The sequence below is a fragment of the Stutzerimonas stutzeri genome (assembly GCF_009789555.1).
Lineage (GTDB): Bacteria > Pseudomonadota > Gammaproteobacteria > Pseudomonadales > Pseudomonadaceae > Stutzerimonas > Stutzerimonas stutzeri_R.
The window spans coordinates 982,581-1,006,760 of sequence record NZ_CP046902.1; the positions used below are offsets into that span (position 1 = coordinate 982,581).

The window sequence follows — 24,180 nt, forward strand, 5'->3', positions numbered from 1 at the left end:
ATTGGCTAGTTTTTGCCAATGTAGTCCAAACAAAAACAGGATTTGAAGCCCGGCCGCACCACCGGGTGCGATTGCCTTCTAGATGGCCTCGGGTGAGGCCGGGAAGTGATTGTCGGCAGACCACCTGAGCTCGACCTCCGAGGCCAAGGCGCTGTCGGGGCGGACTTTGCGTTCGTTGCCGAAGCGTCGGGTCAGGCCGATGCGGTCGAAATGTTCGAGCAACTGGATGCTGCGCTTGCGGCCCAGTTGGATCTGGTCGCGGAAGGCAGCGGCGCGGATGACGCCGGCCTGGCGTTCCATGTCCAGAACCTGGTTGGCCAGCAGGCGAATGGTCGAGTCGGGATAGAACAGGTCCTTGACGACCTGTTGCAGCTCGCCGATGCGCGAGAGCTTGCGCAACAGGTGACGAACCCGGTCTTCCTCGACGTCCAGCTCGCCGGCCAGTTGACGCACCCACGGCGGATCGAAGCGGGCCGATTCGAGCAGCGGCCACAGGCGGGCTTTCAGCGACTCTTCCTCGTCGCTCAGGCGCACGCGATGCTCCGGCAGGTGCAGCCAGGGGCCGCTGGCTTCGACCTTGCCGGTGGCCAGGGTCTGCTCCAGCAGGGCGAGGTACAGGGGGCGGTCCAGCTGCGGCAGAGCGTATCGGCGCAGGCGGTCGCGATCGGGGCCGAGTTCGTCCGGTTGTGTCTCATGGAAGCGCTGTAGCGCCGCGACAAGGGTCTGTTCGAGGTAGTCCCATGTGTCGCGGTCGAACAGCCTGGGGCCCAGCCTGGTGTTGATTTGCAGGGCTTCGTCCGGCAGGCGCCAGGTCTGGCGCGGGCGATTGAATTGCCGTTCGAGCAAACCCGGTTCCAGGCCGTTGATGGCGCTCGGCAGCAGGCCCGGCAGGATGTCTTCGAGTGTCTCGCCGCCCAGCGCGCGCAGTTGCGCCAGCCGCGCCTGGCGGTGTCGGTTGCGGGGCGGGGCGAAAGGATCGAGTACGCGGCCACCGCCCAAGGTGCGTTGGGCCGACTGGTCGCGCAGCACCACGCGATCGCCGTGCACGGCGTGGGCCGGTGCATTGAGCAGCAGTTGTGCGTGTACGTGGCCGCCCGGCGCGAGGAATTCGCCCTCCAGCAAGGCAATACGGCCGGTCACGTCCTGGGCGCCGAGATGGATGTGCACCGGGGCCCAGTGGCGCAATTCCCGGGCTTCGCTGGGCAGCAGCGTGAATTCGATGTCGATGCGTCGCGTGGCGGCCTGCAATTCGGGTGACAGCAGCCAGTCGCCGCGACGAATCTGCTCCACGGCCAGGCGGTCGCCGGCAATGTTCAGCGCGACCCGTTGGCCGGCCTGGGCCTGCTGGGCCGCCTGGTTCTGCGCGTGCAGGCCGCGCACCCGCACGCTACGCCCGCTCGGGCTGAGGGTCAGCTCGTCGCCGACTCGAACCTGGCCCGCGAAGGCCGTTCCTGTCACGACCACGCCGGCGCCGGTGACGCTGAAGGCCCGGTCGATCGCCAGGCGGAAATGCCCATTGTCGCGGTTCGAGCGTACGTGCGCGGCCTGTTCGATGAGCGCCGCGCGAAGCACGTCGATGCCTTGGCCGTCGATGCTCGACACTGGGAAAATCGGCGTGCCGGCTAGCGGACCGGCCTGTAGAAGCGATTCGATTTGCAGCCGTACCTCGGCGATGCGCGGCGCATCGACCCGGTCGATCTTGGTCAGCGCGACGAATGCGCGACGAATCCCCAGCAGCTCGACGATGGCCAGATGTTCGCGGGTCTGCGGCATCACGCCATCGTCGGCGGCGATCACCAGCAGGACGAAATCGATGCCGCAGGCGCCCGCCAGCATGTTGTGCACGAAGCGCTCATGGCCGGGCACGTCGATGAAACCGGTCAGGTCGGATTCACCCAGCGAGGCGTACAGATAGCCGAGGTCGATGGTAATGCCGCGCAGGCGCTCCTCGCGGCGGCGGTCGCCCTGCTGTCCGGTCAGGGCCTTGAGCAGCGCGGTCTTGCCATGGTCGATGTGGCCAGCGGTGCCGATGATCATGCCGAGGTCAGCTCCCGTTGCAGGTGCGGCAGCTGGTCGAGCAGCGCCTGCTCGTCGTCAAGTTGCCGAAGGTCGAGCCACAGTGCGTCTTCGGCAATACGGCCAAGGACCGGGATCGGCAGACAGCGCAGCGCCTCTTCCAGCTGGCGCAGGCTGCGGCCGCGCAGGCGCCTGGGCTGCTGGGGGCGCACGCACAGGGCGGCGCTGGGCAGGCGGGCCACGGGCTGGGCGCCGCTGCCGATCATGCCCAGCGCGTCGCACACGGTCACCTGCCAGGCGTCGCCAAGGGCGGTGGCCAAGGTCGGTGCCAGTCGCTCGGCTTGCGCGCGAATCTGCGTCTGCGGGCGGCTGAGCAGGCGCAATGTGGTCAGGCGCTCGCCGAGGCGGTCCGGGTCGCGATACAGATTGAGCACCGCTTCGAGCGCCGCCAGGGTGAGCTTGTCGACGCGCAGGGCGCGCTTGAGCGGGTTCTTCTTGATCTTCTCGATCAGCTCGCGGCGGCCCACGATCAGTCCGGCCTGTGGCCCGCCGAGCAGTTTGTCGCCGCTGAAGGTAACGATGTCGGCGCCGTCACGCAGGGCCTGCTGCACGGTCGGCTCCTTGGGCAGGCCCCAGCGCGACAGATCAACGAGACTGCCGCTGCCCAGGTCCTCGAGCAGCGGCAGGCCATGGGCGCGGGCGATGGACGCCAGATCGGCCGTGGCGACGCTGGCGGTGAAGCCTTGCACGCTGTAGTTGCTGGTATGCACGCGCATCAGCAGGCCGCTGCGTGGGCCGATGGCGTTTTCATAGTCACGGGCATGGGTGCGATTGGTGGTGCCGACCTCGTGCAGCTTCACCCCGGCGCGCGCCATGATGTCCGGGATGCGAAAGGCCCCGCCGATCTCGATCAGCTCGCCACGGGAAATGATGCCCTCCTTGCGGGCGCCGAGGCTGTTCAACGCCAGGAGGACCGCCGCCGCGTTGTTGTTGACCACGGTAACGGCTTCGGCGCCGGTCAGCTCGCGGATCAGCCCTTCGATCAGGTCGTCGCGGTCGCCGCGCTTGCCGGTTGCCAGATCGAACTCGAGATTCGTCGGATAACGCGCCGCCATAGCCATCGCCTCGATGGCCTCATCGGGCAGCAAGGCGCGCCCGAGGTTGGTGTGCAGCACCGTACCGGTCAGGTTGAACACCCGGCGCACGCGGCTGCGGTGCTGGCGGGCGAGGCGCTCGCCGGCGCGACCGGCCAGCACGGCCTCGGACAGCTCCATGGCGGCAAGCTGGCCTTGGCGGGCGGGCTCGCGCAGCTCGTCGAGCAGATCGCGCAGCGTGCCGAGCAATGCATCACGGCCATAGCGCTGTTGCAGGGGCGCGCAAGCGGGTGCGCGTAACAGGCGGTCAACCGACGGCAAACGGCCACTGCTCATGGCTGCCGATCCGGTGCGCAAAGGGCAGGGGGCGCGCCAGTCATGCTGGCGCTGGGCGCGGTGGCGATAGGGCCTGGCACGCAGCACTCCATTCTTTTTAGTTATTTGGCGAGCATCATAGACGCGTAATTCTCCCTAGGGTTCAGCTCAGGCCGTCGGCAAGGCGCGAAAGCGCGCGGTCGCAAGCTGTCGACCGACGACTGTACCGCAAGCGTGATCCCTTGAACGCCGTGTGGGCACGCAAAACGGCGCTTTAAGAATCGTCTTATATACGCGGTGCCGCATAGCGATAAGCATGAAGCGTTGTTCGTTTTGAAGGGCCGGGATGCGTACCCCCCGCCCCATTGATCCAGAGTGATGCTCGCAAGCATCGCTCTCCTGTGTCTCAAGGAGACGATATGAAACGCTTCAAGCTGCTGCTTGCCCTCGCGGCATTGCCCGCCCTGGCCGCTGCCGCCCCGACCGTCACGTTCGAAGGCCTGGTCGCCACGCAAACCTGCCAATTGAAAATCAACGGTGAGACGAACCCCATCGTCGTGCTGCCCACCGTGGCTGTCGCTGATTTCAACGGTGCAGGCTCCAAGATCGGGAGGACGCCCTTGAGCTTCACCGCCAGCGATTGCCAGATGGTTACCGGGAACGTGGTGCTCTACGCGGAGTTTCTTGGCCATAACGTCACGGCAGCGGGCAACCTGGGCAACAGCGCCGTCAACGGTGCCAGCGACGTGGCGATCCAACTGACCATTCCAGTGCTGACCGATGCACCGATTGTGCTCGATGGTGTAACGAAGGTTCCGACCCCGGCGGTGATGATCAGCATGGACGGCGCTAACGAGAATCATGCGAGCCCTTATCCGCTCGATGCATGGTATGTCACCGAAGGTGGCAGCCCGACCGCAGGTGCGGTGACGGCGATCATGGAGTACCGCGTCAGCTACCTCTGACCCATTCCTGGGCCTGCAGCCGGCCGGCCGAGCCCAGCGTTCGCGTCGGCCCGGCTAAGCCGGGCGCTGGCTCCTACTGATAACCCGACACGTTGCAGCCATCAGACATCACGGACCCATCTGATCGGCTGCGCGTTTGAGCCTCGGCGATAACCGCTTTTTAAGAATCGTCTTATAGATGCGGCGCCGCGCACGAAAAAAATGAGGCGTTATTCGTTCTAAGGGCAGGCGCGGGTGCGGCCAGCCCGTTGGTCCGCTGGATGATGAACGGAAACATCACCTTATTTTACGCAAGGAGAAGAGCATGAAACGCCTTACACTGCTGCTCGCCATGGCCGCATTGCCCGGCCTGTCCGCCGCCGCGCCGCTGGTGAACTTCAATGGCGAAGTGGCCACGGTGACCTGCCAGGTCACCGTGAACGGCGAAACCAACCCGATCGTGTTGCTGCCCACTGTGAAGGTCGCTGACTTCGAGGGGCCGGGTTCGTCCCCTTACGGTGGAGCCCAGACGCTATTCACTATCGAAGGCAGCCATTGCACGGTCTCGGCGGAGGCATACACGGTGAGGCCCAAGTTCCTGGGCCACCATGTCACGGCCGCTGGCAACCTGAGCAATCTGGCCGGCAGCAATGCCGCCGGCGACGTAGCGGTGCAACTGGTCGGGTACCAGTTGAACGAGGGCGTCGCCACGGTTTCTGGAATAGCCGCTGACGTGGCGCCAGGATCGGACAGCTTCAGCATCACCATGGGGGTGCGGTATGTCACCGAAGGCGGCAGCCCGACGGTCGGCAAGGTGACCGCCGTCACTGAGTACGTCTTCGAGTATCTCTGAGCCATTCCCGGCACGGCGGGCGTCTGGCCTTGCCGGCGTGCCGGCGTGCCGGTGTGGCCGACGGGGCAGCCGGTCGTGCGCTGGCCGTCGAGGCGACACCGCCGGTGATGGGTTTTGTCGCTATCGGGTCGTGCGTGCCAAAGCCGGTATCGTAGAAACGAAAAACCCGGGCTCGCCCGGGTTCTCGCTTACCGCTGTGCAGCTCAGGCGTTCTGGCGGATGCCTGCGACCAGCCATGGCTGGTTTTCGCCCTGCGCACGTTCCATGCGCCAGCTTTCGCTGAAGGGCTCGCCCTGATCGAAGCGCGAGTTCTTCGACACGCCAACGAAGGTCAGGGTGGCGATGGTCTTCTCGGCCTGATCGTCCACGCCGTCAAGCTGGATCTGCAGATCATCGACGTAGGTGGACTGATAAGCCTCGCCGATCTCGGCACGTTCGCGCTTGAGGAACTCGAACAATTGCGGCGTGACGAACTCGGCGATCTTGTCCATTTCGTTGGCGTCCCAGTGCTGTTGCAGGGACATGAAGTGCTCGCGTGCCGCGGCGACGAAGCTCTGCTCGTTGAACCAGGCGGGTGCGTTGATCACGGGCGCGGCGAGGGGCGCTGCGCTGCTTCCGAAAATCGGGTTCTGCGTCGGCATCTCGCGCTGCATGGGTGCATGCCCGGCAACAGCGGGTTGCTGCTGACGACGGCGCGCCGCGAGGAAGCGGAACAGCAGGAAGGCGATCAGGCCGAAGATCAGGATATCCATGAACTGGATGCCCTCGAATCCGTCACCCATGAACATCGAAGCAAGCAGGCCACCGGCGGCGAGACCTGCCAGCGGGCCGAGCCAGCGCGATGCGCCGCTGGCGGCGGCAGGGGTCTGACGGCCTGCCTGGTTTGGCGCAGCCTGGGTCTGTTGTGGCGCCTGGCGGGTCTGATGGCTGGGTGCCGAGCCGAAGCTCTTGCCGCCGCCGAAGCGCTTGGCATGGACGTCGAGACTGAACGTCAGGCTGATACACAGCGCCATAAAAATGCTGAGCACACGTTGCATTGGGTAGTCCTGGGTTGGTGGAGATACGTAGCAGATGGTGCACGGCCCGGTCCGGGCGCGCCAGTTGCAGAGTGTTTCGGGCTTTTGCTTCGCTGCGCTTGTTGGCCTCGGCCGCAAGCGCAGCGGTCGCTGGATCAGCGCCAGTTATACAGTTCTTTTTCGGAAATCTCGTGCATCGGCTTGACCTGGGCCTGGAATGCCTTCATCGATGCCCAGATGCGACCGTTCAGCTCGCTTTGTGCGGCCAGTTCGCCCAGCACCACGTCGGACTGTTCGCGCATGGCGGCCAGCACGTCGTCGGGGAATCGCTTGAGTTGCGCGCCCTGCTGCTTGAGCTGCTCGAGGGCCAGGGCGTTGTTATAGACGTAGTCGTCGATCATGTCGCGGCTGGCGGCAAGGGCGGCTTCGGTGAGGATCGCGCGCAGGTCGTCCGGCAGGCTGTCCAGGGCCTTCTGGTTGATCAGCAGTTCAAGCACGGCCTGGGGCTCCTGCCAGCCAGGGTAGTAGTAGTACTTGGCGGCCTTGTGCAGGCCGAAGGCGAGATCGTTGTAAGGGCTGACCCAGTCGGTGGCGTCGATCGCGCCGGTCTGCAGCGCAGTGAAGACTTCACCGCCCGGCATGTTGACGGTGGTCGCACCGAGCCGGCTGAGCACTTCGCCGCCCAGGCCGGGCGTGCGGATCTTCAGGCCCTGCAGGTCGGCCAGGGAGTTGATTTCCTTGTTGAACCAGCCGCCCATCTGCATGCCGGTGTTACCCACGACCATGGGTTTGACGCCATAGGGGGCGTAGGCTTCGTCCCAGAACTTCTGGCCTTCGCCGCGGGTCAGCCAGGCGTTCATTTCACTGGTCGACAGGCCGAACGGGACCGACGTGAAGAACTGCGCGGTGGGGACCTTGCCTTTCCAGTAGTAGGCGGCGCCGTGACCGAGTTCGGCGGTGCCGCGCGAGACGGCGTCGAAAACTTCGAGGGCCGGTACCAGCTCACCGGCGGCATAGACCTTGATGGTCAGCCGGCCATCGCTCATGGCGTTGACACGCTCGGCCAGCCGCTGGGCGGCAGTGCCCAGGCCTGGATAGTTCTTCGGCCAGGCGGTGACCATCTTCCAGTTGAAGGTCTTCGGCGCTTCGCTGGCGGCGGACTTCGGCTCGGCGGTGGATTCGACTTTCTTCTCATCGTTGCAGCCCGCGAGCGTGAGCGATGCGAGCAGGGCAGCGGCAGCACCAAACAAGTGACGGCGTTTCATGAATGGCTAGTTCCTTTGGCGAATTTTATTAGTATCGATACAGGTTGACGTATACGTCAGAGCGGTTCGAGTTTGGCATAACTGAGCATCAACCACTTGCTTCCTTCGCTCTCGAAATTCACTTGCACCCGCGCTTGAGCGCCGGAACCTTCGAAATTGAGGATGGTGCCCTCGCCAAACAGGGAGTGGCGCACGCGCTGGCCGAGGTTGAACGGCGTTTCCGGCACGTTGGCGCCATCGAACAGCGAACCGCCGCTCATGCCTCGGCTGTTGAAGCTGCGACTGACGGTATTGCTCAGGCGCACTTCGCTGACCAGTGCCGGTGGCAGTTCGCGAACGAAGCGCGAAATCTTGTTGTAGGTCTCGGTGCCATACAACCGCCGGGTTTCGGCATAGGTGATGATCAACTGCTGCATGGCACGGGTGATGCCGACGTAGGCCAGGCGGCGTTCTTCCTCGAGACGCCCGGGTTCTTCAAGGCTCATCTTGTGCGGGAACAGTCCTTCCTCCATGCCCACCAGGAACACCAGCGGGAATTCGAGGCCCTTGGCGCTGTGCAGGGTCATCAACTGCACGCTGTCCTCATGGTCGCCGGCCTGCTGTTCGCCGGCTTCCAGCGAGGCGTGGTCGAGAAAGGCGGCGAGCGGCGTCTGCTCGTCTTCTTCGTCTTCGCTGTAGTTGTCGAAGGCGCGCGCAGCGGAAACCAGTTCCTCGAGGTTTTCAATCCGCGCCTGGGCTTTTTCGCCCTTTTCGTCACGGTGATAGGCGAGCAGGCCGGACTGCTCGATGACCAGCTGCGCCATGTTGTGCAACTGCATGCCTTCGACTTTCAGGGCAAGGGTGTCGATCAGTTCGACGAAACCGTTCAGCGCGCTGGCCGCACGGCCGGATACCACCTTGGTGCCGACCGCCTGGTGCAGCGCGGCCCACATCGAGGTGCCTTGCTGGCGCGCCAACTGGCGCAGGCACTCGACGGTTTTTTCGCCAATGCCACGCGCGGGCACGTTGATCACCCGTTCCAGCGCCGCGTCGTTGTCGCGGGTCTGGATCAGGCGCAGGTAGGCCATGGCGTTCTTGATCTCGGCGCGCTCGAAGAAGCGTTGGCCGCCGTAGATGCGGTAGGGAATGCGCTCACGCAGCAGCGCTTCTTCGAGTACCCGCGATTGAGCGTTGGAGCGGTAGAGGATGGCGATCTCGCTGCGCGCCAGGCCTTCCTTGCGGATCGCACTCTCGATGCTTTCGACCACGTAGCGCGCTTCGTCGTGCTCGTTGAAGGCGGCGTACAGGCTGATCGGCTCGCCCTCGCAGCCCTCGGTCCAGAGTTCTTTGCCCAGGCGTCCCTGGTTGTTGGCGATCAGCGCGTTGGCCGCCTTGAGGATGCAGGCGGTGGAGCGGTAGTTCTGTTCCAGGCGAATGGTTTCGGCGTCGCGGAAGTCTTCGCTGAACTGGTGCAGGTTCTCCACGCGCGCGCCGCGCCAGCCGTAGATCGACTGGTCGTCGTCGCCCACCACCATCAGGCTGTCGCCACCCTTGGCCAGCAGGCGCAACCAGGCGTACTGCACGGCGTTGGTGTCCTGGAATTCGTCGACCAGGATATGGCGGAAGCGTCGTTGGTAGTGATCGAGCAGGCCGGGATTGTCGCGCCACAGGTCCAGCGCCCGCAGCAGCAGTTCGGAGAAGTCGATGACACCGGCTCGGGCACAGGCTTCTTCGTAGGCCTGGTAGATGCTCAACATCGTCGCCAGGAACAGGTCGCCGCTGGGCTGGATGTGCTTGGGCCGCAGCCCTTCGTCCTTCTGGCCGTTGATCCACCACTGGGCCTGGCGCGCCGGCCAGCGCTGCTCATCGAGGCCGAGCTCGCGAATGACCCGCTTGACCAGGCGCTGCTGGTCGTCGGAATCGAGAATCTGGAAGTTCTGCGCCAGCTTCGCTTCCTGCCAGTGCGCGCGCAGCAGGCGATGCGCCAGGCCGTGGAAGGTGCCGACCCACATCCCCTGCGGGTTGACCTTCATCAGTTGCTCGATGCGCTGGCGCATCTCGGCTGCTGCCTTGTTGGTGAAGGTGACCGACAGGATCGAGTGCAGCGAGGCGCGTTCGACCTGATGCAGCCAGGCGATACGGTGCACCAGCACGCGGGTCTTGCCCGAGCCGGCGCCGGCCAGGACCAGTTGACGCCCCAGCGGCGCGGCAACGGCCTGGCGCTGTGCATCGTTGAGGGAATTCAGGAGGAGGGAGAGATCGTCATGCATGGCGCCCATTCTATCCGCAAATGGGTCCGGCTCGCTCGCGCAACGGACGGGTGCCCATGCAGTCCGTATCGGGGGTGTCCGCCTGGCGCGTTTGCGCAGCCGTTCTCGTTCGTTGGTCGGATCGGGCTATTGCCGGACCTAGCAACGTGCCATCATCGGGCCGTGGCTGCAGCGCCTTTACGCCCTTCCAGACACTCCATAACAAGAACGCATGATGATCGATTCTGCCCAATCAACCCCATCGGTGTCACTGGCCACGGAGAATAAGGCCGCTCTCGACGTCGCCGACCTCATTCTGCGCACCGAGCGCACACGCTTGCTCTATCAGGGCTCGCGGGTCTCGCTGCTGCTGCTGATGCTGGCCAGTCTGGCGTGCGTCGGGCTGCTCTGGGGCAGGGCGCCGCTGCTGGAACTGACGCTGTGGTCGGGGTGGACGCTGTTGCTGGCGCTGCTGCGGCTGCATCAGGCCATTGCCTTCGACCGGGCCGGCGAGAGCGACCAGCAACGTCCGCATTGGCGTCACGCCTTTCTGCTGGGCAGTGCCGCAACAGCGCTGACACTGTTCTATGCCATCGTGACACTGATTCCCGGCGACGATTTTCTGCTGCAAACGCTTCTTTATGGGGCGATCGGCTCGGTGATCATTGCCGGTAGCGTCACGACGGGCGTTTCAATGGCCGCGTTTGTGGCGCTGGCCCTTCCCAGCCTGCTGCCTTCGGCCATCGTATTGTTGAGCAGCGATCAGGCCTTGCAGCAAGGCTGGGGCGTGCTGAGCTGCATCGTCCTGGTCATGCTCAGCATGATCGCCTGGCAAACCAGCCGCCTGCAGACGGCGAGCGTGCAGCAGCGCTGTCACAACCAGCAGCTGATTGCGCGTCTTCAGCACATGCGCGGCGAGGCGATCCAGCTGAACGGCAAGCTGGCGCGCGAGATCGAGCAGCGCCGCCACGCCGAAAACCGCCTCCGTGAAGCCTACGACGGGCTCGAGCAGCGCGTGGCCGAACGCACCGAGGAACTGCGCGAAAGCGAAGCCCAACTGACCCTGGCGCTCGAAGCCAGCGGGTTGGGCCTGTGGGACTGGGACCTTGCGCATGGCGAGGTCCACCATTCGCGCATGGAGGTCGTCTTCGGTATCGGCAAAAGCGACCAGGCGCGTCTAATCGACCCGCAGCGACCGAAAGTGCACGCCGATGATCTGCCACGCGTGCGCCAGCAAATCGTCGCCCACCTGAAGGGCGAAACCGAGCTTTATACGGTGCGGTACCGCGCGACCCAGCCCGACGGCAGCTGCATCTGGATCGAGGATCGCGGACGCGTCATCGAGCGTGATGCCAAGGGGCGGGCGCTACGGATGATCGGCACGCGCCGCGATATCAGCGAAGCGCATCGGCAGGCCGAGCAACAGCGCCTGGCCGCGACCGTCTTCGAGGCCGCGGGCGAGGGTATGGCGATCATGGACGCGGAGTTCCGCCTGCTGGCCGTCAACGATGCCTGCTGTGCCTTGTCCGGCTATGAACGCGAAGAGCTCATCGGCCACAGCGTCGCCCGGCTGGCGAATTCCGAGGACAGCCGCCAGCAGTACGCAACGATCCGCGAATGCCTGATGCGTGACGGACGCTGGCAGGGCGAGCTGATCGAGACGCGCAAGAATGGCGAGGTCTACCCGCAATGGGCTCAGTTGCATGTGGTCCGCGATAGCCAAGGCAGCGTCAGCCATGTGGTGGCGTTCGTTTCGGACATCGGGGTTCGGCGACAGGTCGAGGAACGCCTGCGCTATCTGACGCATTTCGATGAACTCACCGGCCTGGCCAATCGCAGCCTGCTCAAGGCGCGCCTGCATGCGGCCTGCGAACGGGTGCGCAACAGTAACCGCGGTTTGGCGGTGCTCTACGTCGACCTCGACCGTTTCAAGGTGCTCAACCAGAGCCTGGGCCACGAGGCGGCCGACCAGCTTTTGCGTGAAATCTCCCGGCGGCTGTCGCATACCTTCTCCGATGCGGACACCATCGCGCGGCTGTCGGGCGACGAGTTCGTGGTGGTGCTCGAAGGTTATGGCAGCCTGTCGACGCTCGCGCACAGTGGTAGCCGCCTGCTGGCGCGCATCAGCAAGCCGGTGCTGGTCGATGGCCAGGAACTGGTGGTCAGTGCGTCCATCGGCGTCAGCCTGATGCCCGACAATGCGCGCGAAGCCACGACCCTGCTGTTGCAGGCGAACATGGCGATGCAGCATGCCAAACACGTCGGTGGCAACACGCTGCAGTTCTTTACCGAGCGCCTGCAGAGCTCCGGCCTGGAAAACCTGAAGCTGGAAAACCAGTTACGCCGCGCGCTCGAAGAAGGGCAGCTGGAGGTGTTCTACCAGCCGCGGCTGAACGTGGTGGACGACTGCCTGGAGGCCGCCGAGGCGCTGGTGCGCTGGCGGCATCCGCAGCAGGGGTTGATCGCGCCGAACGATTTCATCCCCTTGGCCGAAGAGACCGGGTTGATCATTCCGCTGGGCGAGTTCGTTCTTCGCGAGGCCTGCCGGCAGGCGCGTCAATGGCAGTCGGACGGGCTGGCCGCCATCCGGGTTTCGGTGAATCTCTCGGTGAAACAACTGCGCCAGGGCAATCTCGTCAGCCTGGTGCGCCAGGTCCTGGAGGACACCGGGCTGCCGCCGGACATGCTCGAGCTGGAGCTGACCGAAAGCCTGTTGCTCGACGACATCGACAACGCCGTCGCCATCAGTCGGCAGCTGCGCGCGCTGGGCGTGAAGCTGGCGATCGACGACTTCGGCACAGGCTATTCCTCGCTGAGCTACCTGAAACGCTTTCCGGTGGATTTCGTAAAGATCGACCGCTCGTTCATCTCGGAGCTGGGGCAGTTCGAGGAAGACGCGGCCATCGTTCGCGCGATTATCGCCATGGTCCACAGCCTGGAACTCAAGGTCGTCGCAGAGGGAGTCGAGACGCAGGCCCAGATGGATTTTCTCAAGGCACACCGCTGCGATGAGGTCCAGGGCTACCTGATCAGCCGACCGGTGCCGGCCGATCAGTTCGCGGCGTTGCTGGCCTGACGCGGCGCTCGCCGTGAGCGCCGGGGCAGCGCTGCCCGGTCAGCCTCGGGTGGTTCCACCTTCGAGCTCGCGCATCAACAGGGCGTATTGCAGCTCCACGCCCTCGGGCACCGGCAGATAGACGGTATGACCATCGCCCGGAGCGACCTCGATGGACCCGCCGCGGCCGTTCTCCAGCGCGTCCAGGCGCAGGTTGAGATTGCCCTGCGGGGTCATCAGCTCCAATCGATCGCCGACGGCGAAGCGGTTCTTGACGATGACCTCGGCCAGTCCGTTGCGCCGCTCGCCGGTCAGCTCGCCAACGAACTGCTGGCGTTCGGAAAGCGAGAATCCGCGTTCATAGTTCTGGTATTCGTCATGTACATGGCGGCGCAGAAAACCTTCGGTGTAGCCGCGATGGGCCAGCGACTCCAGGGTGTCCATCAACGATCGGTCGAAGGGCCGACCGGCGACCGCATCGTCGATGGCCTTGCGGTAGACCTGGGCGGTGCGTGCCACGTAATAGTGGGACTTGGTGCGGCCTTCGATCTTCAACGAATGAACGCCCATGCGCACCAGCCGCTCGACGTGCTGCACGGCGCGTAAATCCTTGGAATTCATGATGTAGGTGCCGTGCTCGTCCTCGAACGCCTCCATCAGTTCACCGGGGCGGCTGCTGTCCTCGAGCAGAAACACCCGGTCGGTCGGGGCGCCGGCACCCAGGGTCGGCTCGATCTGCTGCACGGCAATCGGCGGGTATTGCTGGACGATATTGCCCAGCGCGTCTTCCTGGCCCTCGTGGGCCTTGTATTCCCAGCGGCATGCATTGGTGCAGGAGCCCTGGTTGGGGTCGCGCTTGTTGATATAGCCGGAGAGCAGGCAGCGGCCGGAATAGGCCATGCAGAGTGCGCCGTGGACGAAGACTTCCAGCTCCATGGCGGGCACTTTTTCGCGGATCTCGGCGATTTCCTCCAGCGAAAGTTCGCGCGACAGGATCGCGCGGGTCAGGCCCTGCTGATGCCAGAACTCGACACTGGCCCAGTTCACCGCGTTCGCCTGTACCGAGAGGTGAATGGTCATGTCCGGGAAGTGCTGGCGCACCAGCATGATCAGGCCGGGGTCGGACATGATGAGAGCGTCCGGCCCCATCGCGACCACCGGTTCCAGGTCCTTGATGAAGGTGCGCAACTTGGCGTTGTGCGGTGCGATATTGACCACCACGTAGAACTGCTTGCCCTGGCTGTGGGCCTCGTCGATTCCCCGCTTGAGGTTGGCGTGGTCGAATTCATTGTTGCGCACGCGCAGGCTGTAACGCGGCTGGCCCGCATAGACGGCATCGGCGCCGTAGGCAAAGGCGTAGCGCATGGATTTGAGGGTGCCGGCGGGCGAAAGCAGTTCGGTTCGCAAGGGGTTCATGGTGCGGTGGCTCTGTATACCAACAAGGAAAGTGCGGATTCTACGGTGTTTGCCCGGTGCTTTTCGCCCCGCCAGATCAAGCGGGCGGCGAACTCTCGGGAAGGCCTTCAGTCACTGAAGAAGGGCTTGTGTCGCGATTCGATGCAAGCGAAACCGCCTTCACCCGGAGATCGTCATCGCCATGAACGTGAAGCCCGTCGACCCGCGAGGCAGCCTGAACGCCACGCTTCTGCTGGGGGTCGGCCTGATGGCGGCGGTGGACGAGATCGTATTTCACCAGATTCTGGCCTGGCATCATTTTTTCGATCGATCGACGCTGGCCGTCGCGCTGCTTTCCGACGGGCTGCTGCATGCCGCCGAGCTGCTGATGTTGGCCGCCGGCTTCTATCTGTTCGTCCAGCTCAGCCGCAGCCGGCGCGTGTCGCAACGGCATGCATGGGCGGGGCTGCTGGCAGGCGCGGGCGGCTTCCAGCTGTTCGATGGCATCATCAACCACAAACTGCTGCGCCTGCATCAGGTGCGTTACGTCGAGGATCTCTGGCTGTACGACCTGGCCTGGAACGGCTTCGGGGCGCTGCTGCTGATATCCGGGGTCCTGCTGTGGCGGCGTGCCCAGGTCGGCAGTCTGCAGACAAGCAGGTAAGCCGTGACCCACGAAGCGCATCTGTTGGCGCTGGCCGGCATGTTCGTGCTGGTATTGCTGACGCTGGGGCTCTGGTTCAGCTACCTGCTCGCGGCCCGCAGGCAGCGCCGGCGCCGTTCGGCCTGGAGTCTCTGGCGGCTCGCCAGTTTCAGCCTGGGCTGCGCCCTGGTGGTGCTGGCGCTGTCGCCGGCGATGGTCGAGTGGGGACATTCCGATTTCCGCGGGCATACCGTGCAACACCTGCTGCTGGGCATGTTCGCCCCGATCGCCCTGATGTTGGGCGCGCCGGGTACCTTGTTGCTGCGCAGCGTATCGGTCGCCAACGCCCGGCGGCTCATCGTGCTCGCCGGAACGCTGCCGGCGCGGTGCCTGATCCACCCGGTCACCGCTTTGCTGCTGAATATCGGCGCGCTCTACGTGCTGTATTTCACGCCCCTGTACCAGCTCAGTTTCAGCGAGCCGCTGCTGCACGTGCTGTTGAACCTGCACTTCGTCCTGGCCGGCTACCTGTTCAGCTGGTCGATCGCCGGGCCTGACCCGGCGCCGCACCGCCCTGGTTTGCGCACCCGTCTGGCCGTGCTGTTCGTCGCCGTTGCCGCCCACTCGATCATGAGCAAGCTGATGTACGCCTATGGTTTTCCGCGGGACGCGGGCCACAGCCTGACGGAGATCGAGGTCGCCTCGCAGCTGATGTACTACGGTGGCGACCTGGCTGAATTGCTGCTGGCGGTCGTCCTGTTCGCCGTCTGGTTCCGTAGCCCTGCGCGCCCGCGCACGGACCTGCCCAGGATATCGACGGTCGACGGATAGCAAACCGCCGGGCGAGGCAGCGGCCAGGCCCGGCGGTAGTGATGTCGCGCAGGATTCGAGGCTACGCCGCAGCGATGACGTCGCCGTGGTTCTCCGGCTCGATCAGCGCGCGGTGCAGAGCGGCGACGGCGTCATCGTAGTCTTCCTCGTTGACCACGCACTGCATCTCCACCTGACGGATCGACTGGTGTACGGCCTGGATGCTGATGCCGGCACCGGCCAGCGCTGCGACGGTCTTGGCCAGGATGCCCTTGACCTTGAGGTCGGAGCCGATGGCCGAGACGATGGCGACGTTGTGGACGGTGACTTCCGCGACCGGGTACTTTTCTTCGATCAGGCGCGCGGCGCGGTTGATCAGCTTGCGCGAGCCGGACGCGTAGTAGGTGATGCTGTTGGCGTCGGAGTCCTTGTTGACCACATACAGGCGCAGTTGCTTGAGCAGCTTGCTGATCTCGATGTCGTAGCCGATGTCCCCCAGCATGTCCTGGTCGAACACCTCGATGCCGAACACGTCCTTGCGTCCGGCAATGATCTCGACGCAGGGCCGCTCGCTCTTGTAGTCCTGGCTGATCAGCGTGCCGGCGTGGTCCGGCTCGAAGGCATTCTTGATGCGCAGCTCGATGCCGGCGCGCCGCAACGTCTTGGCCGCGCGCGGGTGAATCGCCTCCATCCCGAGGTTCGACAACTGGTCGGCGACGTCGTAGTTGGTCCGACCGATGGTCACCACCTTGTCCGCGCCGACCAGGTTTGGATCGGCGCTGGAGAGGTGAAACTCTTTATGGATGATCGCCTCGCGAGCCCCGGTCGCGGCAGCGATCTGGGCGAAGGTGATTTCGCTGTAGCCGCGATCGAAGGTGTTCATCAGCCCTTCGCTGCAATGGGTATAACCGGTGGCGACCACCAGTTCACTGCTCAGGTCCACCTCGGCGAAGCTGTGGCGCACCATCTCCTCGAATGGCAACGGTGCGTCCCGGTGCCAGCCGGTGAGGTCGACCATTCGCGCGCTGACGCCGCGATGCTTGAGCGCCAGTACCGAATTGAAGGCGCTGTGCGCCTCGCCGAGCGAGGCGAGCATCTCGCGGACTTTCATCAGGTGCTCGTCGAGCTGGAAGTGGCCATAGGCGCAGAGGCGCTGCAGGCTGCTCATGCATTCGCGGGCATCGTCGATGCGCGAATTGATGAACTGGTTGGCGGCGCGCAGCTCGAAATCGCTGGCGAACAGCTCGGCGTTCTTGCCGACCATGCGCTCGCGGACGGTCTCCAGTGCATCGAGCCAGGCGCCCTCGTTACGGGCATCGGCGAAGCGCTGGTACACGCCCGGCTCGCCAGTCTTCTTGTGTTCCAGCAGCAGATTGGTCATGCCGCTGTAGGCCGAGACCACGAAGACGCGCTGATAGAGCGCGTCGCCTTCGCGTTGGCCGATGAAAATGTTGTTGAGCAATTCATCGAAGCGGCTCATGGATGTGCCGCCGATCTTTTCTACGGTATGCATCGATTCAACGTCCCGTCTTGGGGTGAATTTCATCCCTGGGCCGCCTTCCGGCAGGCCAACAAAGATCAGGCCCAGCATCGGGCCCGGTGTACTTCAGCCGCTTAGGCTACCGGCATTGTCGATACCCACCAGACATCCCTGGTGCGGTGTCCAACTGGCCTCGGCAACGCCTTCACACGTCTGAAGGGTCAGAGATACGTTTGTGGCTGGATCTGCAAGGGCTCGAACGTTTCGCGCTCGGCGACGAAGGCCGGACGCGGCGAGCGGCCGCAGAACGGGGCCTGCGCGGCATTATCTACGTGGTTGTAGACATAGAACAGATTGCTGCGCGCGCTGGGTGTGATGTTGCTGTTGGAGCCGTGCATGGTGTTGCAGTCGAAGAACACCACGCTGCCGGCCGGGCCAGTGGCGGTGTCGATGCCGTAACGATCGGCCAGTTCGGCGAGGCTGCCGTGGTCCGGCACACCGAACTCCTGTTTGCGCAGGGACTTCTCGTAGTGGTTTTCCGGCGTGGCACCGACGCAACGGACGAAGTGCTTGTGGGAGCCGGGGATCAGCATCAGCGGGCCGTTGTGCGGCTCGTTATCGGTCAGCAGGATCGAACAGCTCAGGGTGCGCATGCGCGGCAGGCCGTCTTCGACGTGCCAGGTCTCGAAATCCGAGTGCCAGTAGAATTCCTTGCCGGTAAATCCAGGCTTGAAGTTCATCCTCGACTGGTGGAGGTACAGGTCGCCACCGAGAATGAAGCTGGCTATGGAGGCGATGCGTTCGTCGCAGGCGACGCGGGCGAACAGTGCGTTGTCGCTGTGGATATCGAACACCGAGCGGATCGCGCCGCTGTCGGGTTCCTTGATCGTCTTGCCGGAGCCTGCAACGGCGGGGTCCTGGCGCATGCGCTCGAGTTCGTCGCGGAACACCGCAACCTCATCGGCGCTGAACAGATTGGGGATGACCAGATAACCGTCACGCTCGAAGCGCTCGATCAGGTCGGCGGCAATCGGGGCGTTCGCCAGATCGCTGCGGTAGACCACCGGGTCCAGTCGCTCCTGCCAGCTGGGTTCGTCGTGCTGGCGCGAAGGGTAAAGGTCGGCGTGCACGGGGTTCACTTCACAGTCTCCTTTGGATTTCTCGCAAAATGCGACAACCCGCCTGGCTGGTGCCGACATGGCACCGTGCAGGCGGATTGCTCGCTCGGGTCATGCGACGGTTTCGGCCTCTAGCGGGTAGACGCCGCTTTCGTCATGCACTTCCTTGCCGTTGAGCGGCGGGTTGAAGACGCAGGCCATCTTCATGTCCTCGCTGCCGCCACGCAGCAGGTGCTCGTCGTGCTTGTCGAGGATGTACAGGGTGCCGGGCTCGATCTTGTAGATCTTGCCGTCGGCGATGGTTTCGACTTCGCCGTTGCCGCTGATGCAGTACACCGACTCCAGATGGTTCTGGTAGTGGATGTGCGTTTCGGTGCCGGCGTAGATGGTGGTGATGTGGAACGAGAAGCCCATCTTGTCGTCCTTGAGCAGCAGACGGGTGCTGTCCCAGGTCTCGGTGACGATCTTGCGGTCGGACTGCTCGCAGTCAGCCAGGGTACGTACGATCATTGTTCAATCCTCCTCAGGAAGCTGTTGCAGGCGGTGCGAAAACTACTGCGCTGGTTATGCGGCGTTAAAAACAGGCTGGATCGCCAGCTCGGTCGGAATGCTCATTTACAGCAGTAAACTCCGCTTCCTCGCCTGTTTTCGCCTTGCCTAACCCTTCGCTCGCTACGTTTTCACACAGCCTGCTCGCGGGGCTGTTCGGACATCACGGCGGCAAACGCCTTGTCCAGGATGCTCATGGCCTTGTCGATCTGCTCTTCGCTGATGATCAGCGGGCAGAGACACTTGACCACTTCGCTGTGGGCGCCACTGGTTTCGATCACCAGGCCGTTCTCGAAGGCGTGGCGGCAGATGGCGGCGGCGGTGTCGCCATCCGGGCAGCTGATGCCGATCATCATTCCGCGGCCTTTGACGAACAGCGAATCGGGGCCGTAACGGCGGACGATCTTGTGCATGCCGTCGGCGATGCGCTTGCCCTTGGCCTGAACGCTCTTGGCGAACTGGTCATCGCTCCAGAAGTGCTCGATGGCCGCCGCGGCGGTCACGAAGGCGTGGTTGTTGCCGCGGAAGGTGCCGTTGTGCTCGCCCGGCTTCCACTGGTCCAGCTCCTTGCGCAGCAGCACCATGGCGAACGGCAGGCCGAAGCCCGACAGGGACTTGGACAGCGTGATCATGTCCGGCTTGATGCCCATCTCCTCGAAGCTGAAGAAGCTTCCGGTACGGCCACAGCCGGCCTGGATGTCATCGATGATCAGCAGCATGTCGTGCTTGCGGCAGAGTTTTTCCAGCTTGCGGATCCACTCGGCAGAGGCCGCATTGAGGCCCCCTTCGCCCTGGACCACTTCGACGATGACGGCGGCAGGCTTGTCGACGCCGCTGGACGGGTCGGTCAGTAGCTTGTCCATCATGCCGATGGTGTTGACCTTCTCACCGAAGTAATTGGCGTACGGCATGCGGCTGACATCGGTCAGCGGTACGCCGGCTGCGCCACGGTGATGCTTGTTGCCCGTCGCCGCCAGCGCGCCGATGCTGCAACCGTGGAACCCGTTGGTGAAGCTGATGATGTTGTTGCGGCCTGTCACCTTGCGGGCCAGCTTGAGCGCGGCTTCGACCGCGTTGGTGCCGGTCGGGCCGGTGAACTGCATGACGTAGTTCATCCCGCGCGGCTTGAGGATCAGCCGGTCGAAGGTGGACAGGAATCGTTCCTTCGCGTCGGAATACATGTCCAGGCCGTGGGTGATGCCGTCGTCACTGATGTAGTCGAGCAGCGCCTGCTTGAGCACCGGGTGGTTGTGCCCGTAGTTGAGCGTACCGGCGCCGGCCAGGAAATCGATGTAGTGCTTGCCGTCGCGGGTAATCAACTCGGCGCCGCGGGCTTGCTTGAAGACCACCGGAAAGGACCGGCAGTAGCTGCGGACACCGGATTCGTGCAGTTCGAACGTTTGCATGGGATTACCTCTGATTCTTTTGGAGTCGGTGGCGTCGAACGGACCCGCCCGGTAAAGCTCTTCGTCTTCGTGCTGGCCCGCGAAATGTCTGGCGCGGGAAAACAGCGTGCGGGTGCTGTAGTCGGTTTCCAGCTGGGCGAAGGCTTTCTTGAACAGCGCCTGCGAGGCACCGTTGTCTGGCGAGATGGTCGTCTCGAGGTGGCGGACGCCGTGTTCTCTGGCGACCCGAGTGACCAGGGCCATCAGCATGCGCAAAGCCAGACCCTGGCCGCGCATCGAAGCGTCCACCGCGACCTGCCAGACGAACAGCGTGTCGGGGCGAGCGGGTGGTCGGTAACCGGAAATGAAACCTACCAACTGGCCGTTTGCATCTTCGGCCGCGATGGAGGTATCAGCGAAGTCGGAACACTGCAGCAGGTTGCAGTACACCGAATTGGTATCCAGGGGCTGGCAGCGGGCTACCAGATCGTGGAGGGCAGAACCGTCGCCGTCGGTGGGGCGACGGAGCGTTACGGTAGGAACACTCAAAACAAATCCTTTGGGTTGTTGATTGAATCCTTTATTAGGATAAACACATCAAAAATTTAATCTCAACCCGAGCCCCGGATAATCTGGAAGAACGCCGCGCGGATATCGGCAAAGTTCGCCGCTTATCGAGGAACTTGAACTTTCTGCGGAACTCGCGAAATCACCGCGCAATTTCACCGCTAATACGGCAAGGCCATCCCGGCATTATCGCTCGTATGCCGATGGATCCTTGGGCTCGGCCTTCGGCGCATGCGGGCAAGCCCGTCGGGGAGACGGTCAGTGCCTATGGAGCCCAGTAAAGATGCGGGTTGTAGCGAGATTGCGTGCCGCCCTGTGCGGCGCCGTCCGGCTGCGGTGGGAGTGGGTCGCAAGTAACCAAAGTTGGGCTGAGAATCTGGCTAATTCTGGCTGCTCAACTACCGATACGAGGCGGTGATATCCACGGTATATATCGCCAGTTAGGCGCCTGGCAGATTGGCTACTGCTTCTGCGTGATGATTTTTTTGTGGCGAGTTATTTTTGCGGCGGTTGGCGAAGTTGCTGCGGTAGTTGTCGGGCGGTCGCCGCGTTACTTGTCGCCAAGTGCAGCGAACCGCTCTGCTCCGCGCGCTGCAACGGTTCCTGCCGCCTGCTGCGGCGCCTGCACGCGGTGGCTCAGCGCCACCAGTGGCGACCCTGATGTTCAATCAATTGATGCGCCTGCTCCGGGCCGTCGGTGCCAGCGGGATATGGCCTCGGCTTGCGGTAGTGGCTTTGCCAGCCGCGCAGGATCGGGTCGACCCAGTTCCAGGCCGCTTCCACTTCGTCGCGCCGCATGAACAGCGTCGAATCCCCGTCAATCACGTCCAGCAGCAACCGTTCGTAGGCTTCCCAGCGGCGGGTCGTGCTGAATGCCTTGGCCAGGTTGAGGTCCAGCTCGACCGGCTGCAGTTGCATGCCTTTGCCCGGCGCCTTGGCCATCACCTGCAGGCTGATGCTCTCTTCGGGTTGCAGGCTGATCACCAGGCGATTCACTTCGCCCTTGGTGAAGAGCATGTGCGGCACTTGCTTGAAGGTGATGATGATTTCCGAGCGTTTCCTGGCCATGCGCTTGCCGGTGCGCAGGTAGAAGGGCACGCCGGCCCACCGCCAGTTGTCGATCTCGGCCTTCACCGCCACGAAGGTTTCAGTGTCGCTGTCGTTATCGACGTCGTTCTCGAAATAGTAGGCCTGCACGTCCTGGCCCCCGATGCGCCCGGCGCCGTACTGGCCGCGCACGGTCTTGTCCTGTACGTCATTGCCGGTGATGGGCTTGAGGGCCTCCAGTATCTTCACTTTCTCGCCGCGTATCGATTTGGCGTCGAAGCGGACGGGTGCCTCCATGGCCACCAGGCACAGCAGCTGCAACAGGTGGTTCTGCAACATGTCGCGCATGGCGCCGGCGTGGTCGTAGTAGCTGCCGCGGTTCTCGACGCCAAGGGTCTCGGCCACGGTGATCTGGACATGGTCGACATGGCCGCTGCGCCAGATCGGCTCGAACAGCGCGTTGGCGAAGCGCAGCGCCATGAGGTTCTGCACGGTTTCCTTGCCGAGGTAGTGGTCGATCCGGTAGATGCGCGATTCGGGGAACACCGCGCCGATCGCCGCGTTGATCTCGAGCGCGGAATCCAGGGAGTGCCCGATGGGCTTTTCCAGCACGATTCGCGCATTTTCACCCGCAAGTCCTGCGCTTTCGAGGTTGGATGCGATGGGCTCGAACAGGCTCGGCGCGGTTGCGAGATAGTGCACCCGCACACGCCCCTCGGACTGCCCGAGGTGGTGGGCGAGGCCGATGAACTCGCCCCGTTGCGAAGCGTCCATGGCGAAGTAGTCGAGCCGCTGACTGAACGCTTTCCAGATGCCAGCCTCGAAGTCGGTGCGCGCGATTTCCGCACGGCAGTGGCGTTCGGCAAGGCTCAGGTAGGCGTCGCGGTCGATGTCCTGGCGAGCGATCGCGAGGATACGCACGTCGTCGTGCAGCCGACGTTCGCGGTGCAGGTGATAGAGCGCAGGGATGAGTTTGTGTAGCGCCAGGTCGCCAGTACCGCCGAATACCAGCATGTCGCAGGAAATGGACACAGCATCACTCCTAGAAGGTGAACAGACTCAATAGGTGGGCGATGCCGCGAGCCTTGTAGTATAACTACAAGCCCACTACACCCAGCCGGCAGGTCGGCTGCGAGCGCATCGCTGCGTTCGACCACGCCTGCCAGGTATTGATCATAGCGAGTCCGGAACGTGAACCTGCTGCAACACATCGCTCAATCGAGAAGTTCGCTGCGCAAGTCGGAGCTGAAAGTCGCCGACCATGTGCTCCTCGATCCAGCTGCCGTGATGCACAGCTCGATGGCCGATCTGGCCCATACGGTGGGTGTCAGCGAGCCGACCATCGTGCGCTTCTGTCGTGCCATCGGCTGCCTGGGTTTTCAGGATCTGAAGCTGAAGCTCGCGCAGAGCCTCGCCGCCGGTGCCAGCTTTGGCCAGTTCGCCATCAGCGAAAACGATTCGATCACCGATTTCGCGCTGAAGATCTTCGATACCACGCTGCATACGTTGATGGACGTGCGCGAACGCCTCGATTCCGATGCGCTGGAGCGTGCCGTGGCGGCCATGGCCAAGGCGGAGCGGGTGGAGTTCTACGGTTTCGGGGCGTCCGGTGCCGTGGCGACCGATGCCCAGCACAAGTTCTTCCGCTTATTGCTCAGTGCGGCGGCCTATTCCGACCCGCACATGCAGGCGATGTCGGCGGTCACGCTCAAGCCTACCGACGTGGCGATCTGCATCTCGCAGTCGGGGCGTTCCAAGGACCTGCTGATCACTGCCAATGTGGTGCGCGAATCGGGCGCCACGCTGATCACGCTGTGCCCGAGCCAGACGCCATTGGCTGAGCTGGCCACGATCAACCTCGCCATCGACGTTCAGGAAGATACCGAAATCTATACGCCGCTCACGTCGCGCATCGCCCATCTGGTGGTCATCGACGTGCTGGCGATGGGGGTCGCCATGGCGCGCGGACCGAGCCTGGTGAATCACCTCAAGAGCGTCAAGCGCAGCCTGCGCAGCCTGCGCCTGTCGCCCAAGTCGGTGAAGCCTCACGACGAGTGAGTTGGCAGGCCCATCGCGCCGCCAACGACGTTGCGGTGATCGTCATCGCAACGTCATCAGCCTGACCTCATAACGTCACCGGCAGCTTCGATGCTGAGCCTCCCAGTACCTACTCTCGGGAGACCAGCATGTCCCAGCACCGCGAAGCCTACGTCAACGTCGATGCCCGTGCCCGTCGCAAGCAGCAGGACGAGCGCCGCATGCATTTCCGCCGCGCCATCGAAAGCTATGACGAGCAGCGCCAGCTGCATGCGCAACTGATGGAGTTTCCGGACCTGATGATGGTCAGCCCGTTGTTGCCGTCCTCGGCGGAGTGTCGCTGACACGCTTTTAAGCGGCTCA

The 24,180-nt window shown here is 63.7% G+C and carries 18 protein-coding genes and 1 pseudogene; 7 read left to right on the forward strand and 12 right to left on the reverse strand.

From position 1 onward, the window contains the following. Positions 1-78: 78 nt before the first annotated feature. Both selB and selA read right to left on the reverse strand, forming a co-directional pair. Complete coding sequence (gene selB / locus GQA94_RS04530; RefSeq protein WP_158186955.1) at positions 79-2,037, reverse strand: selenocysteine-specific translation elongation factor; 1,959 nt, start codon at positions 2,035-2,037, stop codon at positions 79-81. After that, on the reverse strand, positions 2,034-3,446 hold the full coding sequence (gene selA, locus GQA94_RS04535) for an L-seryl-tRNA(Sec) selenium transferase (RefSeq protein ID WP_158186956.1): 1,413 nt from the start codon (positions 3,444-3,446) through the stop codon (positions 2,034-2,036). The genes selB and selA overlap by 4 nt, the downstream gene beginning before the upstream one ends. A 398-nt stretch (positions 3,447-3,844) precedes the next feature. Here selA and GQA94_RS04540 point away from each other — a divergent pair, with 398 nt between their 5' ends. Both GQA94_RS04540 and GQA94_RS04545 read left to right on the forward strand, forming a co-directional pair. Next, positions 3,845-4,390, forward strand: coding sequence for a fimbrial protein (locus GQA94_RS04540; protein ID WP_158186957.1), 546 nt, complete (start codon positions 3,845-3,847; stop codon positions 4,388-4,390). A 304-nt stretch (positions 4,391-4,694) separates the two neighbouring features. Beyond that, complete coding sequence (locus tag GQA94_RS04545; protein ID WP_158186958.1) at positions 4,695-5,222, forward strand: fimbrial protein; 528 nt, start codon at positions 4,695-4,697, stop codon at positions 5,220-5,222. 203 nt (positions 5,223-5,425) lie between these two features. Here the strand turns inward: GQA94_RS04545 and GQA94_RS04550 are convergent, their stop codons facing one another. From GQA94_RS04550 to uvrD, 3 genes are all read right to left on the reverse strand, one after another. Beyond that, positions 5,426-6,259 carry a Tim44 domain-containing protein gene (locus tag GQA94_RS04550; RefSeq protein WP_158186959.1) on the reverse strand — a complete coding sequence of 278 codons (834 nt, stop codon included), beginning with the start codon at positions 6,257-6,259 and terminating at the stop codon, positions 5,426-5,428. 134 nt (positions 6,260-6,393) lie between these two features. Continuing rightward, positions 6,394-7,503: a TRAP transporter substrate-binding protein gene (locus GQA94_RS04555; protein ID WP_158186960.1), complete on the reverse strand. Its 1,110-nt coding sequence runs from the start codon at positions 7,501-7,503 to the stop codon at positions 6,394-6,396. Positions 7,504-7,559: 56 nt separating this feature from the next. Continuing rightward, positions 7,560-9,752, reverse strand: coding sequence for a DNA helicase II (gene uvrD, locus GQA94_RS04560; protein ID WP_158186961.1), 2,193 nt, complete (start codon positions 9,750-9,752; stop codon positions 7,560-7,562). 214 nt (positions 9,753-9,966) lie between these two features. Here uvrD and GQA94_RS04565 point away from each other — a divergent pair, with 214 nt between their 5' ends. After that, positions 9,967-12,807 carry a putative bifunctional diguanylate cyclase/phosphodiesterase gene (locus GQA94_RS04565; RefSeq protein WP_158186962.1) on the forward strand — a complete coding sequence of 947 codons (2,841 nt, stop codon included), beginning with the start codon at positions 9,967-9,969 and terminating at the stop codon, positions 12,805-12,807. A gap of 39 nt (positions 12,808-12,846) precedes the next feature. Here the strand turns inward: GQA94_RS04565 and yegQ are convergent, their stop codons facing one another. Further along, positions 12,847-14,202, reverse strand: coding sequence for a tRNA 5-hydroxyuridine modification protein YegQ (yegQ, locus tag GQA94_RS04570; RefSeq protein WP_158186963.1), 1,356 nt, complete (start codon positions 14,200-14,202; stop codon positions 12,847-12,849). 181 nt (positions 14,203-14,383) lie between these two features. Between yegQ and GQA94_RS04575 the strand changes: the two genes are divergently transcribed. Both GQA94_RS04575 and GQA94_RS04580 read left to right on the forward strand, forming a co-directional pair. After that, positions 14,384-14,845: a DUF2243 domain-containing protein gene (locus GQA94_RS04575; protein WP_158186964.1), complete on the forward strand. Its 462-nt coding sequence runs from the start codon at positions 14,384-14,386 to the stop codon at positions 14,843-14,845. 3 nt (positions 14,846-14,848) lie between these two features. Further along, the gene (locus tag GQA94_RS04580; RefSeq protein WP_158186965.1) at positions 14,849-15,655 is read left to right on the forward strand and encodes a cytochrome c oxidase assembly protein; all 807 of its coding nucleotides are present in this window, start codon (positions 14,849-14,851) and stop codon (positions 15,653-15,655) included. Between the two features lie 61 nt (positions 15,656-15,716). Here GQA94_RS04580 and GQA94_RS04585 read toward each other — a convergent pair whose 3' ends face one another. From GQA94_RS04585 to zwf, 6 genes and pseudogenes are all read right to left on the reverse strand, one after another. Next, the gene (locus GQA94_RS04585) at positions 15,717-17,147 is read right to left on the reverse strand and encodes an aspartate kinase (RefSeq protein WP_158186966.1); all 1,431 of its coding nucleotides are present in this window, start codon (positions 17,145-17,147) and stop codon (positions 15,717-15,719) included. A 188-nt stretch (positions 17,148-17,335) separates the two neighbouring features. Further along, positions 17,336-18,244 (reverse strand): ectoine hydroxylase, encoded by a 909-nt coding sequence (gene thpD, locus GQA94_RS04590; RefSeq protein ID WP_158190025.1) that lies wholly within the window; start codon positions 18,242-18,244, stop codon positions 17,336-17,338. A gap of 99 nt (positions 18,245-18,343) precedes the next feature. After that, positions 18,344-18,742: an ectoine synthase gene (locus GQA94_RS04595; RefSeq protein WP_158186967.1), complete on the reverse strand. Its 399-nt coding sequence runs from the start codon at positions 18,740-18,742 to the stop codon at positions 18,344-18,346. Positions 18,743-18,912: 170 nt separating this feature from the next. Further along, a complete protein-coding gene (gene ectB / locus GQA94_RS04600; protein ID WP_199270138.1) occupies positions 18,913-20,187 on the reverse strand; it encodes a diaminobutyrate--2-oxoglutarate transaminase in 1,275 nt (424 codons plus the stop codon). 96 nt (positions 20,188-20,283) lie between these two features. Continuing rightward, positions 20,284-20,715 (reverse strand): annotated as a pseudogene (gene ectA / locus GQA94_RS23210) (diaminobutyrate acetyltransferase); the annotation flags it as partial. Positions 20,716-21,369: 654 nt separating this feature from the next. Continuing rightward, positions 21,370-22,812 (reverse strand): glucose-6-phosphate dehydrogenase, encoded by a 1,443-nt coding sequence (zwf, locus tag GQA94_RS04605; RefSeq protein WP_158186969.1) that lies wholly within the window; start codon positions 22,810-22,812, stop codon positions 21,370-21,372. Between the two features lie 159 nt (positions 22,813-22,971). On the opposite strand from zwf, the gene hexR reads away from it, so the two are divergent. Continuing rightward, the gene (hexR, locus tag GQA94_RS04610) at positions 22,972-23,838 is read left to right on the forward strand and encodes a transcriptional regulator HexR (RefSeq protein WP_158186970.1); all 867 of its coding nucleotides are present in this window, start codon (positions 22,972-22,974) and stop codon (positions 23,836-23,838) included. A gap of 128 nt (positions 23,839-23,966) precedes the next feature. Continuing rightward, positions 23,967-24,161, forward strand: a complete 195-nt coding sequence (locus GQA94_RS04615; RefSeq protein ID WP_158186971.1) for a PA3496 family putative envelope integrity protein — start codon at positions 23,967-23,969, stop codon at positions 24,159-24,161. The last annotated feature ends 19 nt before the right edge of the window (positions 24,162-24,180 follow it).